The sequence below is a fragment of the Bacteroidota bacterium genome, assembly GCA_013696965.1.
Classification (GTDB): domain Bacteria; phylum Bacteroidota; class Bacteroidia; order JACCXN01; family JACCXN01; genus JACCXN01.
Genome location: JACCXN010000056.1, coordinates 61,413 through 79,456 on the forward strand (window position 1 = coordinate 61,413; position 18,044 = coordinate 79,456).

Annotated in this window: 13 protein-coding genes; 11 read left to right on the top strand and 2 right to left on the bottom strand. The window is 33.2% G+C overall.

Going from position 1 to position 18,044, the window contains the following annotated elements:
* Positions 1-8 precede the first annotated feature (8 nt).
* Together H0V01_08545 and H0V01_08550 are read left to right on the top strand one after the other, a co-directional pair.
* Positions 9-1,181, top strand: a complete 1,173-nt coding sequence (locus tag H0V01_08545; GenBank protein MBA2583414.1) for a SpoIID/LytB domain-containing protein — start codon at positions 9-11, stop codon at positions 1,179-1,181.
* Between the two features lie 22 nt (positions 1,182-1,203).
* On the top strand, positions 1,204-3,369 hold the full coding sequence (locus tag H0V01_08550) for a ComEC/Rec2 family competence protein (protein ID MBA2583415.1): 2,166 nt from the start codon (positions 1,204-1,206) through the stop codon (positions 3,367-3,369).
* Here H0V01_08550 and H0V01_08555 read toward each other — a convergent pair.
* Positions 3,366-4,175 carry a DUF2279 domain-containing protein gene (locus tag H0V01_08555; protein ID MBA2583416.1) on the bottom strand — a complete coding sequence of 270 codons (810 nt, stop codon included), beginning with the start codon at positions 4,173-4,175 and terminating at the stop codon, positions 3,366-3,368. The genes H0V01_08550 and H0V01_08555 overlap by 4 nt on opposite strands.
* Before the next feature lie 408 nt (positions 4,176-4,583).
* On the opposite strand from H0V01_08555, the gene H0V01_08560 reads away from it, so the two are divergent.
* Positions 4,584-5,693, top strand: a complete 1,110-nt coding sequence (locus H0V01_08560) for a T9SS type A sorting domain-containing protein (GenBank protein MBA2583417.1) — start codon at positions 4,584-4,586, stop codon at positions 5,691-5,693.
* Positions 5,694-5,733: 40 nt separating this feature from the next.
* The gene (locus H0V01_08565; protein ID MBA2583418.1) at positions 5,734-7,095 is read left to right on the top strand and encodes a lamin tail domain-containing protein; all 1,362 of its coding nucleotides are present in this window, start codon (positions 5,734-5,736) and stop codon (positions 7,093-7,095) included.
* A gap of 335 nt (positions 7,096-7,430) precedes the next feature.
* Here H0V01_08565 and H0V01_08570 read toward each other — a convergent pair whose 3' ends face one another.
* On the bottom strand, positions 7,431-7,781 hold the full coding sequence (locus tag H0V01_08570) for a DUF1232 domain-containing protein (GenBank protein MBA2583419.1): 351 nt from the start codon (positions 7,779-7,781) through the stop codon (positions 7,431-7,433).
* 396 nt (positions 7,782-8,177) lie between these two features.
* Between H0V01_08570 and H0V01_08575 the strand changes: the two genes are divergently transcribed.
* The 7 genes from H0V01_08575 to H0V01_08605 all read left to right on the top strand — a co-directional run bounded on the left by H0V01_08575 (position 8,178) and on the right by H0V01_08605 (position 17,850).
* Entirely contained in the window at positions 8,178-8,933 is a 756-nt protein-coding gene (locus H0V01_08575) for a hypothetical protein (protein MBA2583420.1), read from the top strand.
* Between the two features lie 198 nt (positions 8,934-9,131).
* Complete coding sequence (locus tag H0V01_08580; GenBank protein ID MBA2583421.1) at positions 9,132-9,473, top strand: transposase; 342 nt, start codon at positions 9,132-9,134, stop codon at positions 9,471-9,473.
* A 377-nt stretch (positions 9,474-9,850) separates the two neighbouring features.
* Entirely contained in the window at positions 9,851-10,996 is a 1,146-nt protein-coding gene (locus tag H0V01_08585) for a DUF4856 domain-containing protein (GenBank protein MBA2583422.1), read from the top strand.
* Between the two features lie 123 nt (positions 10,997-11,119).
* On the top strand, positions 11,120-12,295 hold the full coding sequence (locus H0V01_08590) for an imelysin family protein (protein ID MBA2583423.1): 1,176 nt from the start codon (positions 11,120-11,122) through the stop codon (positions 12,293-12,295).
* A 229-nt stretch (positions 12,296-12,524) separates the two neighbouring features.
* Entirely contained in the window at positions 12,525-13,787 is a 1,263-nt protein-coding gene (locus H0V01_08595) for an HTTM domain-containing protein (GenBank protein ID MBA2583424.1), read from the top strand.
* The gene (locus H0V01_08600) at positions 13,784-16,207 is read left to right on the top strand and encodes a TonB-dependent receptor (GenBank protein ID MBA2583425.1); all 2,424 of its coding nucleotides are present in this window, start codon (positions 13,784-13,786) and stop codon (positions 16,205-16,207) included. The genes H0V01_08595 and H0V01_08600 overlap by 4 nt, the downstream gene beginning before the upstream one ends.
* Positions 16,208-16,929: 722 nt before the next feature.
* Positions 16,930-17,850 (top strand): hypothetical protein, encoded by a 921-nt coding sequence (locus tag H0V01_08605; GenBank protein ID MBA2583426.1) that lies wholly within the window; start codon positions 16,930-16,932, stop codon positions 17,848-17,850.
* Positions 17,851-18,044 lie beyond the last annotated feature (194 nt).

Sequence of the window (18,044 nt, forward strand, 5' to 3'; positions counted from 1 at the left end):
TTGCAGCCATGAAGCAGTTGTTGTATTCCTTTTTTAGCCTTATTCTAAGCCTTTTTTTAATTTCATCCCAAAACATTAGCTCAGCCACTACTGTTAATATTGGAATTTTAACAGAACTTAAGATTTCATCTCTTATACTTTCAGCCCACTATGGCGATTATTATTTATATGGTGATGGTAACCGTATTATCTTAATTTCGGGTAATGAAAGCCTTTTATGCCAGGTAAAGGAGGATTCTGTACTTGTGAAAAAGCAAAACACAACAATCGGTACATATAAAATAGTAAAACTAATTGGTAAAAATGCTCCCAATAGTTTTAATATTAAACCGATGAAACCGGAAAAACCTTTGACTATTTTTGATCATAACCTGGATTTGAGTGTTTCAAATAAATTTTTTAAAATCATAAACAGGGTAAATATAGAGTATTATGTAGCAGGGGTTGTTGAGGCAGAGAATGGTATTAGTCAAAATTACGAATATTATAGGATGAAGTCCATAATTTGCAGGACATATGCTTTAAACAATTTGAGAAGGCACGAAGCCGAAGAATACAATCTTTGTAATACAGTGCATTGCCAAGTATATAAGGCCAAGAATAGGCACAATGATGATATATTAATGGCAGCTTTTGCAACAACAGGAATGGTAATAGTGGATACTAATTTGCAATTGATAACAGCAGCTTTTCATTCCAATTGTGGTGGACAGACTGTAAATTCAGAATCAGTATGGTCCTTACCTACAAGTTATTTAAAATCGGTTGATGATACATTTTGTTTGAATATGCCACACGCAACCTGGGAACACCGAATAAATAAGAATGATTGGCTGAATTACCTGAAAAAAGATTTCCCTATCCTTTCGGATTCCGCCAGTACTTGTTGCAATCTAACCTATTCACAAAATAGGAGGGAGATAGATTTTTTAAACGATAGCCTAAGGATACCCTTGAAAAAAATTCGCAATGATTTCAGACTAAAATCTACTTTTTTTGTTTTTGAACCTCATGGAGATTCAATTCTGTTAAAGGGAAAAGGATTTGGCCATGGTGTAGGGCTTTGCCAGGAGGGAGCAATGCGTATGGCAAAGCTGGGGTTTAAGTTCAATGAGATTTTGCATTTTTATTATAAAGATGTATATTTAGTAGACCTATCTGTTATTAATTCTAATCAGTAGGAGAACTAAATATGCTGTAAAAATGAATTACTTTAGCCGTGCTCCTCTTATACGGCTGATAATCCCCTTTACAGCAGGAATTCTTTGTTTTGTTTATAGTCAGTATCCTGTTAAAAATCTTTCTTTTTTCATAGCTTTTCTTGTTTCAATCCTATTTGTATATAAAATTACCTTTTCAGGAAAATATAGATTTAGATGGGTTTGGGGATTTTTAACTTCTATATTTCTGTTTTTAGCCGGTTATGAATTAACAGCAATTAAAACCCAGAAATTTAATCCTAAGCATTTCAGTAATTATGCGGTGAATAACAATCCTATAATAGGCCGTATAGTTGAACCACTTATTGAAAAAGAAAATTCATATAAAACTACAATTGAAATAATAGGAGTTAGGGAGAATGGGATTTGGAAGGAAACCATGGGAAAGGTAATGGTTTATTTTCAAAAAGATACGCTGTGTAGCATCCTGGAATTAAATGATAAATTAATAGTGGATGCAATTTTCAAAGATATTGATCCTCCATCCAATCCCGATGAATTTAATTATAAAAAGTATCTCTCAAATCATTTCATTTACCAGCAAACCTATATTAAATCCGGTGAATGGAAAACAACAGCCAAGGATCAGCAAATATCATTGTTTAAAATAGCGAATAAGACAAGGAATACTTTATTGAATATTTTCACCAAATATGGAATTAAAGACAAAGAATTTGCTGTTGCTTCAGCCCTTATAATGGGTTATAAAGACAAGTTAGATCCTGAAATAATTAGGGCTTATTCTGGTGCGGGGGCTATGCATTTGCTTGCAGTATCCGGATTACATGTGGGCATTGTTTTTTTTGTTTTCAATTTCATGTTGTTATTTCTGAATAAACTACCCTTTGGCCAAATTATAAAAGCCGTGATCCTACTTTTGGCTTTGTGGGCATATGCAGTATTAACAGGTCTTTCCCCATCCGTTTTAAGGGCAGCAACAATGTTCAGTTTTATTATTATTGGAAAAGCATTCAACAGAAACACTAACATCTACAATACCCTGGGTGCATCAGCATTTATCTTGCTTTTATTCAATCCCTATTTGATTATGGAGGTTGGATTCCAACTTTCCTACCTGGCGGTAATTGGCATAGTTTATTTACAGCCAAAAATCTACAACCTTTACAATCCATCCAATTGGCTTATAGATAAAGTATGGGGACTCACAGCAGTTTCACTTGCTGCTCAACTTGCAACATTTCCCCTTGGTTTACTGTATTTTCATCAATTTCCCAATTATTTTATTATTTCAAATATAGTTGTAATACCTGCGGCAACAATGGTTATTTATTCAGGAATGGTATTGATGGCTGTATCCGGGGTTGAAGTTTTAGCGGAACTTGTGTCAAAATTCTTTTATATACTTATTAAACTGTTGAATGAGTCAGTTATACTGATTGAAAAACTTCCTTATTCTATTTCAGATGGTGTTTATGTTACAATTACACAAACCTGGCTTGTTTATGCCATGATTATTTCAGGAATAGCTTTTTTTGTCATCAAAAAAAATAAATATCTGTTAATGATTTTAACTGTTTTCATTGTTTTTTTAATAGCCCGGTTACCTGAAAAGTGGAACAATAATAAACAACAAAAGTTCATTGTTTACAATATTAAGGGCCATTCGGCAATTAATTTTATAAATGGGGGCATGAATACAATTATTTCGGATTTATCGCTTATTAATAACAAGAGTAAGATTCAATTTCATATGCGCAATAACTGGATAAAGCTGGGTGTGAATAAGGAGAACTTCCTGGATTCAGACAAAATTAAAAACGAAATTTTCTCAATTAAGCATGAAAGCGGGTTATTTACCAAAGGAAATTTCTTCAAATTTAATCGGATTAGTGTAGGATGGATTAATAATAAAACACAATTAGCTGTAAATCCAGTACATAAAATCAAACTGGATTATATCATCCTTTCAGATAATACGCGCTTTAAAATTAGTGAAGTGATGAAGAATTTTGAGGTAAAAAAAATAATAATAGATTCATCTAATTCTGTGTATAAGGCTAAACAGTATGCTGAGCAGTGTTCAGCGTTGCGAATTGATTATCATTCTGTTTATGAAAGTGGTGCTTTTATTGCGGATATTCAAACACATTTTAAAACAAATGCTTTTGCAGGATTTTGGCACTTTTAATAGTATAGCGGATGGAATTTCACTTGCATTTTACTGTTTAATTCAATTGCCGGCATTGGAATTCTGAATGCACTTAAAATATAGAAGGTTTTTTTCAAAAATTTACTGGATGTTTTAATGTTTTGAAGATTTATATCGGGAGATATAAAAAATCTTCTGTATGCAGTATATCCATAGTTGTTATTGTCCCGGGGGCTTCCATATACCATTTGGGAAGCAGCGTAACCTGTAGCAATATTCAACCATTTTGGGTAATTACTATCATGGGGTAAGAAAGCAGATAGGTTAAATGATAACCAGTAACTCTGTCCATTATAATCTTTTAGCATTTGTTCGGGTAAACTTTTTCCAAAAGTTTGTGGTCTGAGTGGGGCATAGGCAGTGGTATGAAAAGAATATTTCGGCATTATTCTGATTTCATTCCAAGCTAGTTGTTGTGCAATAAGAAATGTAGAACCAGCCATATTAAAACCAAAATCACTCCATGATGCACCATAATCATCACTAAAACCATCAAAAACTTCAATAGGAGCTTGCAAAACAACACCAAGCATACCACCAATCCAAATTGATTGAATTCTATCCATACCTGACCATAGAAGCATATCTACCCCTAATCTGCTTTGTTGAAAGGCACTCCAAAAATGTCCACTTTTATCTATTTGATTCCAGTGATCCATATCATTATAGAAATGAAAAGAAGTTCCTGTTTCCTTACTGTACCAGGCTTTATTGAGAAGGTATAAACTACCACCAAATCCAATTGCAAAGCCTCCTGCTAATTTATGAAGCCTTGATTTATTAATTGTAGAAGATTTTAAACTGTCCTTTTCTGAGTGGTTAACAGGAGTTTGAGCCTTACAATAGAGATTTGCAAAGAAAAGAAAAGCGAAAATGAACAATAAAAATATTCTCACGAATTAGGTTATAGCTAACAAAGGTAATTATTATTTAAGTTGAATTTAGATTGAACATCAACACTGATTTTCATTCTTTACTAATGATTTGATAAAACTTAGAATTTTTTTAAAAATTTTTCAATGGTTCTATTTAATTGAATTTTTGATCCATTTGCTAATAACCATTCGCAAAATGTGTAAATAACGCTACATTTTTATAAACTTAAATTTTTCTTTTCTGTACCAAATATTGAAAATTAGGAATTTAAGCAGGATGAATAGAAGGCACAATTTTTAAATAAATTAAGAAAGTAAATGCATAAAGAAACAATAAAACAGGAAGAAAGCATGAAATTTCTATTCATTTTAACTTTATTCTTTACAATCACAGGTATTGTTTTTACTCACAATAGTTATGCATTTACAGAAATAGAGCAAATAAGGACCAGCAGCGTTTATAATTCAAAAACTGTGGAGGATTTTACCTTTAACCTTAATTCAATTGGGTTTATAGGGAATTCATTTGCTGCTTCTCCATCAAGTCCATCCTCTTGTATGGATGCAGTAATTGTAAATTGTAAGGAGATTCAGTTATCATGGACAACGGGTAATGGTCAGGGGAGGCTAATTGTAGCAAGCAAAGAAAATCCGGTAAACGCATTTCCTATTAACGGGAATTCATACAAAGCAAGCTCAATTTTTGGAAAAGGGGAGGATTTAGGGAAAGGTAATTTTGTGGTGTACAAAGGTTCTGGCAACAATACTACACTATCTATTGAAGAGGAATCTACTTATTATTTCTCGATTTTTGAGTATAATGAGCATGAAAAGAAATTGTTATACCTAAGCCATGAATACCCAAGCAAGAAAATTATCATGGATCAGGTTTTTGTTGAAAACACTATGGAATCTGAGCTGTTTGCTTGTAATGAAAGCCAATTGGTACTTGATGTTGGAGAAGGTTATTTTTCCTATAAATGGAGCAATGGTTCAGAAAATCAAAAAACAACAATTGATTCTCCAGTTGATTTTGAGCAAAGCTTTTATAGTGTAACTGTTTTCAATGAGAATGGTTGCTCTAAAAGTATTCCGGTAAAAATAGCCTATATGAATTGTGACAAAGTTAATGGGAATACAAGCGATACTGATTTTGAAGTATATCCCAACCCGGTTAATCGTATTTTAACTTTAAGAATGAAAGATAGCCCCACAAACAATTACAAGAGCAATTTGAATGATGAAATTGAACTCAAAACAAGTGTACGTGTTATAGATTTATTGGGCAATATAAAATATTACGAGAGCTTAAGTTTTTATGCTCAAAGCAAAAATATTTACCTGGGAAATCTGGAACAAGGTATTTATTTATTGCAAATAGAAAACAAAGAAAAAGTTGAAACCCGGAAAATAATTATAAGAAGATAAGTTATAGAAAATACACCTTTTATTGTTACTAATGTTGAAGATGAAAACTAGTGTTCTCTTATTTAAATCAGGAATAATTTTATTGATATTATTCACTATTTGTGAGAATTCATTGGCACAAATTCACAAAATAACTATTGGGGAAATAAACTACAAGTCTGATAAAAGTATGGATTCGGGTGATTGGGTAGAGTTATGGAACTATGGAAACCAGACCATCGATATTTCAAACTGGATTTTGCAGGGTGAAAAATTCAATGAATTTTATATTATTCCCCAGGGTACAACAATTGGTTCTAATAAACGCAAGGTTTTAGTAAGAGATGCGGTGATGTTTCAGCAAATTTACCCAGGTGTTGATTTTTTAGGTCCTTTTGTATTTAGATTAAGTGGGAAGGGTCAGCCAATAAGGCTTTATGATAATTTCAATATGCTTTATTTGGAAATGGCTTATAATGATACCCTGCCATTTCCAAAAACTCCGGATGGACATGGAAAAACTTTGGAGTTAATTGACCCTGAAAGTGATTTGAATGATGGTGAAAATTGGTTCGCAGGATGCATATTGGGATCTCCGGGAAGCCAATTTAAACCTTGTTTCACAAACTTGGTTTTTAGTGAAATAAATCACTCATCAGACGATCTTTTAGATGCCGGGGATTGGGTTGAGATCAGGAATGTTGGTAATGTAGAGGTAAATGTAACAAATTGGACTTTTAAAAACAGAAAGGATACACTTACAAATGAGTTTAAAATACCTGCCAATACTATTGTACAACCTGGAGAGCATTTAATTTTAGCCAAAAAAAATAAATTCAGCGATTATTATCCCGATGTTCCTAATGTAGTAAAACCTTTTGAGTTTGGAATACGAAGCCATCAGGAAATACTTAAGTTATATGATGAAAATGGTAAAATTTACACATCCATGTTTTATAACAATTTAGCTCCCTGGCCAGTAAATGCTGGCAATAATGGCATTACACTCGAATTATTAGACTCCAGCAAATCTTTATGTTCCGCAACTAACTGGTTTGATGGATGTGTGGGAGGCTCTCCCGGAGCTTACTATAGTCCTGTCTGCTTATACAATTCTATAAATAAATATTCAGTCAATAATAAAGAGGATAAAATTTACCCGAATCCATTTAAAACAAGTACACATATTGAAATAAAAACAGGTGGAGAAAACAGGGAAAACTTAAAATTAGTTGTTTATGATTTTACTGGAAGGGCAGTAAGTACAGAATTTTATCCGGAAAAGGATATTAACCATTTGGGTGAAGGATGGGTGAAAATTACATTTGAAAGAAAAAGCATAGATCCTGGGATGTATTTTTACAGGCTATATTCCCAAAGTAATTTAACTTTAAGCACTGGTAAATTAATGATTGAAAATTAAGTATTGCATTTTTTTTTAATAGTAAAAGTTCATGATAAGTGCCAAACCGTTATTAACAGTAGTTATTTTTTATTGAACTCAATGTTTTTGACAGTTCCTTCTGCTGATAAATAAAACTTTGTCACCCCTTTTTCTTTATTTCTTTCAAAATGGTAAAGAATTCTTGTCCATTTCCAAATTCATCCTTTTGCCCTACCGTTAGTTTTGTCTTTATGATTGGGATCTTATACCCCTTTTAATAAAGGCCAGGTGAAAGCAGAATAATTTACAATTTATTAAATGAGTATTAAGAAAAGCATGAATTTAAAATATAAAAAATCCAAAAATACAACCTATCAATACTCTGGAAACCATCCCTGGATTTTGTTTTTAGCTCTTAGTCTTATTTCATCTGTTACATGAGTAGAAACAAGTGTAATTGTTGTTGCAAGCAAGGCAAGGTCATCCGTATAGCCAATAATTGGCATAAGATCAGGAATAATATCTAAAGGAGAAATAAAATAACCCAATGCCGCAGCAATTTTTAATTTAACAGAGGTAGGCGTATTTTTTGCAGATAGCGTGTAATATAAAAGCAAAAGGCAAGAAATCGCTTTAGATCCAAGTATCCCAGCTACTTTTTTTATCTTTTTATTGAAAGTTATTTCGGAATATTTTTTTTGATAATTAACATTTATTTCCTTCATAAAAAATTTAGTTTAAATTTAAGTTTGATGTCTGGGTTTATGTTTATCCGCTTAATAAATATTTTACTTAAACAGTTGACACCAGTGTAAAACGAACACTCTGATAACCTTTATTTTAGTTGGTTATTATTCTTTGTGATCATTTAATTTTACATTAAATAATAAACTTTTATTAGAGTAGTTTTACCTTCAAATCAACTCCATTAGCATAGCGCATCTTTCTATCATTGCTTTTAAATTCTATCTTTGACATATTGAGCGCATTCGTGTTTCATGGAATGGAATTGATCAAACCTAGATATTAGTTGGCTAATCATAGCTTTGATATCATTTAGCGCCCAAATCAGAATTTTAAATTCCTTTTCAAATTATGGAAATTAACTTTATAAAAACACAATGACTTTAGTATTAGATGACACCGTCAGATTTTACAAAAAAAATGGACATCTTTTATTAGAAGCAATTTTTAGTCAGGGAAAAACAATAAAAAAAACATATTACACGAAAAATTCTGAAATAATTGTAGTTGAAGATTATACAAAAAGCTATAAAGGAATGTTTGGCTCTTTTTATTATGAAGATCCTAATTTAATAGGATGGTTTAGTAATGGCAATCAAGGATGGGTAGTATATCCCTACTATAGAAAAATTCCTCACACGATCAGATGGGAAATAAATAAACCACTAACTTGGATTGATTTTAAAGGCGCTATTAATGAAACTTCCCCTTTTGATACCATGACATTTTGGGAATTAAATTATTTCTATGAATACCCTTCGATGAATGAAGTCAAACTCATCACTTTTGTAAATTTTGATGCTAAAAAATCTTGGTATAAAAACCAAAAAGCAACTGATGAATTATTAATTCATCAGCAAGGTCTTTTTGATATAATTGAAATTTATTCCCGGATTTTTATTAAAAGAGTTGAAGAAGCAAATGGTTTAAAAAGTGATAGTTATGAAGATTTTATTAATCAAGTTTTTCAAAAGACTAAAATAGAATTATACGGATTTCACAAGGAATATTCCAAAGAAACGGATCATGGAAGAAAAGAAGATAAGCAAGCGGATTGGACAAAAAAAATTAGAGAATTGCTCATTGAATATAACAATTATAGTAACCGGGAAATTATTTTCAGCATTCAATAAATGTATTTCAAAACTTTTGAATTAACATTGTTACAAAGGCAGACAGAATTAAAAATATTATGGAAAACACATCAATAAATGAACTAGGTCCTAGCTTTAGAACCAGAAAGCCGTGATTATTCATTATACTCCACTTATTTTGTAACCCTTTGTTTACAGGACAAACTGCTTCTTTTCGGAGAGGTAGTGAAGGGAAAAATGCAACTGAATGAAATAGGATCTTATGCAAAAAGATATTGGGAAGAAATAGCAATCCGTAATCCTCACATTGCATTAGATGCTTTTGTAGTAATGCCCAATCATATACATGGGATTATATTGATCAATAAAAAGGGAAATCAAAAAGAAATCATGTCCACTATAGTAGGTTCTTATAAAGCGGTAGTAGAGAAATCTGCCAAAGTAATAGTGCGCAAATTTGCATGGCAAGCAAAAATTCACGCTCAAATAATTAAAGATAAAAGCTCCCATACCACTATTGCTGATTACATTGTAAACAATCCATCAAAATGGAGGCATGATAAATTTTATAAATCTTAAAATTCTTCCTATTGGTTCAGCTTGCTCCTTAAAATAAATTTTCATATCGCAGTATGTTCCACACTAGGTCCTTCCCCTCGGGCTAGCACTTCAGTTTAGCCTATGTGGTTCTCATATAAACTAGGGTCTCGGCTTAATTAATGAACTGAGAACTTTCTGCAACCGTAAATATAGTTGAAAAACGAAAACATTGTTGTTCATAAATTCCCTCGATCGAGTTTATACAAATGCCCCTACCAGCTGGCGAAAAGTTCATTCATGAGTTCAACTTAGCCTACAATAAAAAATACCACATTTAAGGTATTGGCAAAACAGATTGCTGTCTATACTTTTGACTCGTTATTTATAATTAGTCTAAATAGGTTAATGAAACCATCATGAAAATAAACAAACAATTACTTGCTTTAGTCATTGTTGCAGGAACTATAAGTTTTACTGGCTGCAGAAGAGAGGGTTGCGATGACCCTAAAGCTAAAAATTATGATCCTAAAGCTAAAAAATCAGATGGGTCTTGTATTTATGATACAGCTTATCAAGTACCCGCTACATATGATTTCGCTAATGTAAGCTATACAGGTCAAACCGAAAGGTTAAATATGCTTGATGAGCTTGTTACTGAAATGAAAAAAAGCAATACTCAGGGCACAGCTTTAAGTGCGCAGAAATTAAAAGAAATGTACAGTAACGAAGGTGGACATTTCAGCTTTACCTCTGCCAATCAATTGAAAAATAAAACTTTTGCTGATGATATAGCTGTTTTCGAAAATTATATGGATAAACTGGCTGCTGCAAGTACTTCAACTACCCCAGGATCGAATGGTGTGGCTGGTGTGGTTGCAAGTACCATTGATGGTTCAAAAAAATATTTATTTGATGAAAATGGAATAGAATACCTTCAATTGATCGAAAAAGGTTTGATGGGCGCAATCACCTATTATCAGGCTACTTCGGTTTATTTAAGTGAAGATAAGATCGGTGCTGCAGTTGACAATACAAGCGTGGAGCAAGATAAGGGAACCAAAATGGAGCATCATTGGGATGAAGCATTTGGATATTTCGGTGTTCCAAAAGATTTCCCAGCAAATAAAAGCGGTATAAGATATTACGGAAAATACTGTGATGCGCGCAATACCCTGATGAATTCAAATAAAACCTTAATGGATGGATTTATTAAGGGCAGGGCAGCCATTTCGAATAAAGATATGGTAACCAAGGACCAAATGATAAAAGTTATCCATGAGGAATGGGAAAGAGTTGTTGCTGCAACGGCCATCTCCTATTTAAATAAGGCAAAATCTGATTTTGGTGATGATGCTTTAAGAAACCATGACCTTTCAGAAGCGCTTGCTTTTATCAAAGCCCTAAAATACAATTCGGCAAAAAAGATTACAAATCCTCAAATTGATAATGCAGCAAATGCGCTCGGAAGTAATTTCTATGAGATTACCCAGGCAGCAATAGAATCAGCAAGGGATCAATTAAGTACAATTTATATTTTAGATAGCATAAAAACTTCTTTGTAGGTATAATCTACCAAGGGTAGGATTAATAAAATCAATCGGTTCTTATATATAAGGACTGATTGATTTTTATAAAAAACGTTCATACAATAGCCATAATCAGCAATTGGGAACACTAATTAAAAGATGAATATGGGTATTCCTTATGAACTTAAAAAATGCAATAATTTAAGAATGAAAATTACTGTTAAAAATACTTGTTTGGTTTTTGGAATTGCTTTGCTTTTCACAACAGTATCTTGTGTAAAAGATAAAAAAATTGTGGATGAAAAACCTCCTTTTGACAGAAAGGTAATGTTGGAAAACATAGGTAATGAGATTATAATACCCAATTATAATACGCTGCTTACTCAAGTGCAAGCGCTGAATCTTGCGGTTGATAATTTTACTGCGGCTCCCAATGATATCAATTTGGAAGAATGTAAAACTGCCTTTTTAAATTCCTGGAAAGCATGGCAACATTGCTCTACTTTTGAAATAGGGCCGGCAGAACAAAGAATTCTGCGTGCAAATATTAACTCCTTTCCTACAGATACAAATAAAATTAACAACAATATAAGGTCAGGCAGCTATAATTTGGCAACCGCTTCCAATCTTACAGCAAAAGGGTTTCCTTCAATTGATTTTCTTTTATTTCACTCCACTTTATCCTCAGATATTGTCCTGCAGTACACCACTGATGAACATGCTGAAAAAAGAAAACAGTATTTGAATACACTTGTTGCAGAGATTGTTGACCAGGTAACTTATGTAAATAATCAATGGATAGCTTCTGGAGGAAATTACATTGGCACTTTTACAACTTCATTAGGCAATAATGCCGGCAGTTCAATAGGAATGCTTGTTAATCAGTTGAATTATGATTACGAAATAATAAAAACCAATAAACTGGGGATTCCTCTTGGAAAAAAATCTTTAGGTACTCCTTATCCTGAAAAAGTGGAAGCTTATTATTGTGGTAAATCAATGGATTTAATAAAAGAAAATTTTAATGCTATTGAGGCCTTGTATCTTGGAAAAACAAGTTCAGGTACAAATAAAACAGGCCTTGATGATTATCTTCTTCACCTGGATGCCAAACATAACTCAAGCACTTTGGATGCGGCCATAAAAGAACAATTCGTTGTAACCAGGACAGCCATTGCTGCTGTGCCGGATCCATTATCTTCGACTATTTTAAATAATACCACCCTTGTAAACAGCGCTTACATAGAAATTCAAAAAGCCGTAGTTCTTTTAAAAGCAGACATGCCATCAGCCCTAGGGGTATTAATTACCTACCAGGATAATGACGGTGATTGATTAATACTGAAAAATTGCATTGATTTTTATTTGAAAACACAGGCATTTGCAGAAGTTTTTAATGCCTGCGCCTTTATAAAAAATTAGAAAAATAGAATACTGACACATAGGTTTCACATAGAATAACAATACTTTTAATTTGAATTTTAAACTATTAAAATCCTCTGCTTTATATAAACCTGTGCATATTGCACCCCTTGCTGTATTCAGGATACTGTTCGGGTTAATAATGACAGTAGGAATAATAAGGTTTGCCTTAAATGGATGGATAGAGGAAATGTACCTTAAACCTGGTTTCTTCTTTACTTATGCAGGTTTTGAATGGGTACAGCCATTTTCACCACTATTAATGTACGCCTGGTTCGCATTTAGCGGAATAGCCGCCTTGTTTATAGCTTTGGGTCTTTATTACAGGTTTTCCACAATACTTTTTTTCATCACTTTTACTTATATTGAACTCATTGATAAAAGCAATTACCTGAACCACTATTATTTTATCAGCATAGTGGCCTTCCTGATGATTTTTTTGCCTGCTAACAGGTATTTTTCGCTTGATACTTATAGAAATCCAGCTCTTGAAATTGAAAAAATACCAGCCTGGATGATTAATTCCCTTAAACTTCAGCTGGGAATCGTTTATTTTTATGCAGGAATTGCAAAATTAAATTATGACTGGCTAATCAACGCCATGCCTTTAAAGATCTGGCTTCCTGCAAATGCAGGATGGCCTGTAATAGGTAGTTTATTTGACGAGGAATGGGTAGCCTATCTTTTCAGTTGGTCAGGGGCAATTTATGATCTTATGATCCCTTTTTTATTACTCTCTGCAAGATTCAGGCCTGTGGCTTACTTCGCTGTAATTGTTTTCCATGTATTAACATGGATTTTATTTCCCATCGGCATGTTTCCTTATGTAATGATCTTGTTAACACTTATTTTCTTTTCTCCATCCTTTCATTTAAAAATAATCGGATTCCTAAAGAACCTTTTACCAGTCAATAATGTGAAAGCATTTTCCACACCACAGGCATTTACAGCAAAAAAACTCATCCTATTTGTTTTCTGTCTTCATTTTTTTATTCAGGTTTTATTGCCATTGAGGTATCTTTTATTTCCCGGTAAGTTATTCTGGACGGAACAAGGCTACCGTTTTTCATGGAGAGTAATGCTGATGGAAAAAGCAGGCACGGCATTTTTTTATGTTACAGATCCTGTAAGTGGTGGCACAGATGAAATTTCAATCTGTGATTATTTAACTACCAACCAGGAGAAAATGATGTGTACTCAGCCCGATATGATTTTGCAGTTCGCTCATTTTTTAAAGAAAGAATATCAAAAGAAAGGAATTGCCGATCCTATTGTAAAAGTGGAAAGCTACGCTACTTTAAATGGAAGCGGGAGCAGGCTTTATATTGATCCCAATGTTAATCTTTCTGCATTAAGTGACAATCATTTTTCAACACGCACATGGGTGCTACCTTTTGAGCGATGATTCTTAAATATTACATATTAATATGCCTGGCAATGGGTTCTGCGCTTGGGGCTTTATCCCAGGATCTGAATTTAAGCGGAAAAGTTTCTGATGCAGAATCTGGTAAGGCCATATTTGCTGCAAACATTATTTTACAAAAAACATCTTTCAGTGCTTTATCCGGAAACAACGGAGAATTTACAATAAAAGGCATTAGCCCTGGTGATTATACCATTATTGTTTTCTTTTCAGGATATAAAACTTACCAGGAAAAAATAAGGATAGATGCGGATACACAAATCGATATTTCCCTTGGAAAATTAAAAACAGAATTAAAAAATGTAATTGTTACTGCAGAAAAAGATAACAGCTTTGGATTGACCAAACTTAATAATGTAGAGAATTCAGCTATATATGCAGGTAAAAAAAGCGAAGTAATTATTATGGAAGACATGACTGCTAACATGGCCACCAATAATTCAAGGCAAATATATTCGAAAATAGCAGGTTTAAACATTTGGGAGAGCGATGCAGGGGGAATGCAGTTAGGCATTGGTGGAAGAGGATTAAACCCCAACCGGGTTAGCAACTTTAACACCAGGCAAAACGGGTATGATATAAGTGCTGATGCATTAGGATATCCCGAAAGTTATTATTCCCCTCCTGCCGAAGCTGTAGAAAGAATTGAAATTGTAAGAGGGGCCGCTTCACTGCAATACGGAACTCAGTTTGGAGGTATTATTAATTTTAAACTTAAAAGTGGACCATCGGATAAGAAAATTCAACTTGTTTCCAGACAAACAGCCGGTTCATGGGGCTTCTTGAATACATTTAACAGCATTGGAGGAACTGTAGGTAAATTAAACTACTATACCTGCTTTCAATACAAAAAAGGAAATGGCTGGAGAGGCAATTCAGAATTCAATACAAAGACCTCTTTTACAACTGCCACCTATTCTTTCTCCGAAGCATTTAAATTAACTTTTGATTACACCTATATGAATTACCTGGCCCATCAAGCCGGAGGTCTTACTGATGCTCAGTTTGCTGAAAACCCAAGATCTTCTTCCAGGGAGAGAAACTGGTTTTCTGTAGACTGGAACCTATATTCTGTTCAGTTGGATTATAAATTCTCTGAAAAAGTAAGAGTAAACAACCGTTTTTATGGCTTATTGGCAAACAGAAAAGCCCTGGGATTTTTAGGCAATATCAACCGTGTAGATCATCTTCAGGAAAGAGACCTTTTAGTGGATGAGTTTAGAAATATAGGAAATGAAACAAGATTGATCTATACTTATAAAACCAACGGACAGTTCAGCAATTTACTAATTGGAGCAAGGTACTACAATGGCTTTACCAACAGAATGCAGGGATTGGCAAACAGTAATTACGGGCCTGAATTTCATTATTTAAATCCTTCTGATCTTGAGAATTCTCATTTCCGTTTTCCTAGTTCTAACTATTCTTTATTCGGAGAAAATGTGTTCCAGCTTACAAAAAAATTAAATATTACTCCAGGTATCAGGTATGAATATATTTCTACAAATTCCCGTGGTTATTATAAAGAAACTTACAAAGACATGGGGAATAACATTATTTATTCTTCAACCAATGAGGAGGAAAGATCAAGTGACCGTTCCTTTTTTCTTGCCGGCCTTGGCCTTGGTCATAAATACAAAGACAATGCTGAAATATATATTAATTTTTCTCAAAATTACCGCTCCATTAATTTCAATGATATGAGGATTGTAAATCCAAACTTCAGGGTTGATCCTGACTTGAAAGATGAAACCGGTTATAGCGCTGATTTAGGGTTAAGAGGAAATAAGGACAAAGTGCTACATTATGATGTCTCTATCTTTTACTTAAAGTATAATGACAGAATTGGCTCAATTCAAAAACTGGATTCAACAACTTATACTATTTATCGGTTGAGAACCAATGTTGCGGATTCCAGAAACACAGGCATAGAAGCATTTGCAGAAGCAGATATATGGAAAATTGCCAGAAAAAAAGATACAAAAATAAAACTGTCCGTTTTTTCCAATATTTCTTTAATCAACGCGCGTTATATGGATACTGAAGAAAAAGCGTATGAAGGCAAAAAAGTTGAGTTTGTTCCGGATTATATGCTTAAAACAGGCTTAAATTTCAGACGAAATAATTTAAAAATATCTACCCAATACGCCTATACTTCCTCGCAGTTCACAGATGCAACCAATGCAGAATTTACAACCAATGCTGTAAATGGTATTGTTCCCGCCTATTATGTAATAGATATTTCAGCAGAATATTCCCGTAAATTTTGGTCTTTGGCTTCAGGAATAAATAATGTTACCAATAATATGTATTTTACCCGAAGGGCAGAAGGATACCCCGGACCGGGAATCATTCCCTCTGACGGCAGAAGCTTTTATGTTACGCTTCAAATTAAAATCTAATACCGGAAAAGATAGCAGTAAAGGATAGTTATTAAAAGCTTCAGCTCACAAAGCAGCTCTTTTTCTTTTCAAATTAAAACATAATCAGGCCTAAAGGGAAGAGCCTAGTTTTAGAACTAGCCGTTAACTTGTAGTTATACTTGCAGCATGCCCAAATAGATTTTTCATTGTAAGTGTAATAAATCCCAAATAATATACTCTAAGCCTTTTTGTAGCCAATTTTCCCCTAAAAGTCACACGAATTCCACACATAAGAGATTATGTCCAAAGAATATTGCATTGTAATAGTAGAAATGCAGGAATGGAATAAAAATAAATGTATTATCAAGAATTGGTTTTCAAAAAACATTATTGGTAAAAAAATAGGCATGCAAAAACAGCAATGAATATAACAAGGTTAAACGTAAGTTCGTGAAATAGCCATGCACCAAACGTTTGCAAACACTAATGAAATTTAAAAAACAAATTATATACAAATGAAAAAAATTACTAGTATAACACTTGCTGCTGCTATAGTCATACTTGCTTTTTCCTGCAAAAAAGACAACATTTCTAAGGATAAAATTAGCGGAATAAGTCAAAAAGGGCCTTTTATAAATGGATAATCAATAACTGTTTTTGAATTAAATAGCAGCTTTTCTCAGACAGGAAAATCTTTCAATACTCAAATTTCAGATAACCTGGGCTCTTTTGAACTGTATGATATTAAAACCAAAACACCTTTGGTAAAATTAAAAGCCGAGGGTTTTTATTATAATGAAGTGACCAATGCCAATTCTTTGGCTTCTATTGCCTTGTATGCTTTATCCGACCTAACAAACAAGAACACTGTAAATGTCAATATTTTAAGCACTTTAGAGGTTTCCAGAATTGAATATTTGCTTGGCAAAGGTTCTACATTTAAGGAAGCGAAAAAGCAGGCGCAAAAAGAAATTCTAAACATTTTTTTTATTGGAAAATCCGATATTTCCGAATCAGAGCTGCTGGATATTTCTAAAAACGGAGACGACAACGCTATTTTACTGGCACTCTCAGTGATACTGCAAGGATATAGAACAGAAGCTGAAATGTCGCAATTCTTGGCCGATATCTCCACGGATATCAAAATTGACGGTGTATTGAATAGTTCCGCACTTGGTTCAGAGCTAATAAACAGCGCCAGATTAATCAACTTACCTGAAGTCAGAAAAAATATTGAAAACAAGTTCCAGTCCCTAGGTGTTTCGGCAGTTATTTCGGATTTTGAAAAATATGTAAAACAATTTATTAGTTCCGCGACCTATACATATACAGGATCAATAAAATATCCGGAAAGTGGTCACTTTGGAATCAATATTTTAAACAATACAAGCCACCAAATAGTCTCTATTGGCGAAAGTGTTAGCTTTTGTGCCGATTTACCTAAAGGATCCCACCTGAAAGTAATTTCAAATCCTAATACAAGTATTGTGGGATATGATATGGGAATAATATTAAATAAATGGATATTTACAGGGGATAATGATAAAGCAGTTTTAGAGTCTATTTCTTCGGGACTTATTGATTTGAGAGTGCACTGTGTTGGTCAAGGAAGCGTTACCTATGATATTTATGAAAACCATTCATTAACTCCCACAAGAACAAAAACAATTTATATACAATAAAAATTCAATTTCTTCAATTCTGTAATTACCTTTCTTTAGATCTTCTGAATAATATAAGATAAGAAAACAATGTTGTCCTAAACAATTTTTAGGTTAAGCAAAACTACTGATTTCATTGAACAAATTCATCAGTATTTAACAATTTCAAAAAAGAACCCCTTGTATAAAATCTTGTGGTGGGTCATTGTATTCCT

Coding starts and splice junctions, on each gene's coding strand:
- H0V01_08560 (MBA2583417.1), top strand. CDS start 4,584: ATGCATAAAGAAACAATAAAACAGGAAGAAAGCATGAAATTTCTATTC.
- H0V01_08575 (MBA2583420.1), top strand. CDS start 8,178: ATGACTTTAGTATTAGATGACACCGTCAGATTTTACAAAAAAAATGGA.
- H0V01_08570 (MBA2583419.1), bottom strand. CDS start 7,781: ATGAAGGAAATAAATGTTAATTATCAAAAAAAATATTCCGAAATAACT.
- H0V01_08565 (MBA2583418.1), top strand. CDS start 5,734: ATGAAAACTAGTGTTCTCTTATTTAAATCAGGAATAATTTTATTGATA.
- H0V01_08595 (MBA2583424.1), top strand. CDS start 12,525: ATGACAGTAGGAATAATAAGGTTTGCCTTAAATGGATGGATAGAGGAA.
- H0V01_08590 (MBA2583423.1), top strand. CDS start 11,120: ATGAATATGGGTATTCCTTATGAACTTAAAAAATGCAATAATTTAAGA.
- H0V01_08580 (MBA2583421.1), top strand. CDS start 9,132: ATGCAACTGAATGAAATAGGATCTTATGCAAAAAGATATTGGGAAGAA.
- H0V01_08550 (MBA2583415.1), top strand. CDS start 1,204: ATGAATTACTTTAGCCGTGCTCCTCTTATACGGCTGATAATCCCCTTT.
- H0V01_08585 (MBA2583422.1), top strand. CDS start 9,851: ATGAAAATAAACAAACAATTACTTGCTTTAGTCATTGTTGCAGGAACT.
- H0V01_08600 (MBA2583425.1), top strand. CDS start 13,784: ATGATTCTTAAATATTACATATTAATATGCCTGGCAATGGGTTCTGCG.
- H0V01_08545 (MBA2583414.1), top strand. CDS start 9: ATGAAGCAGTTGTTGTATTCCTTTTTTAGCCTTATTCTAAGCCTTTTT.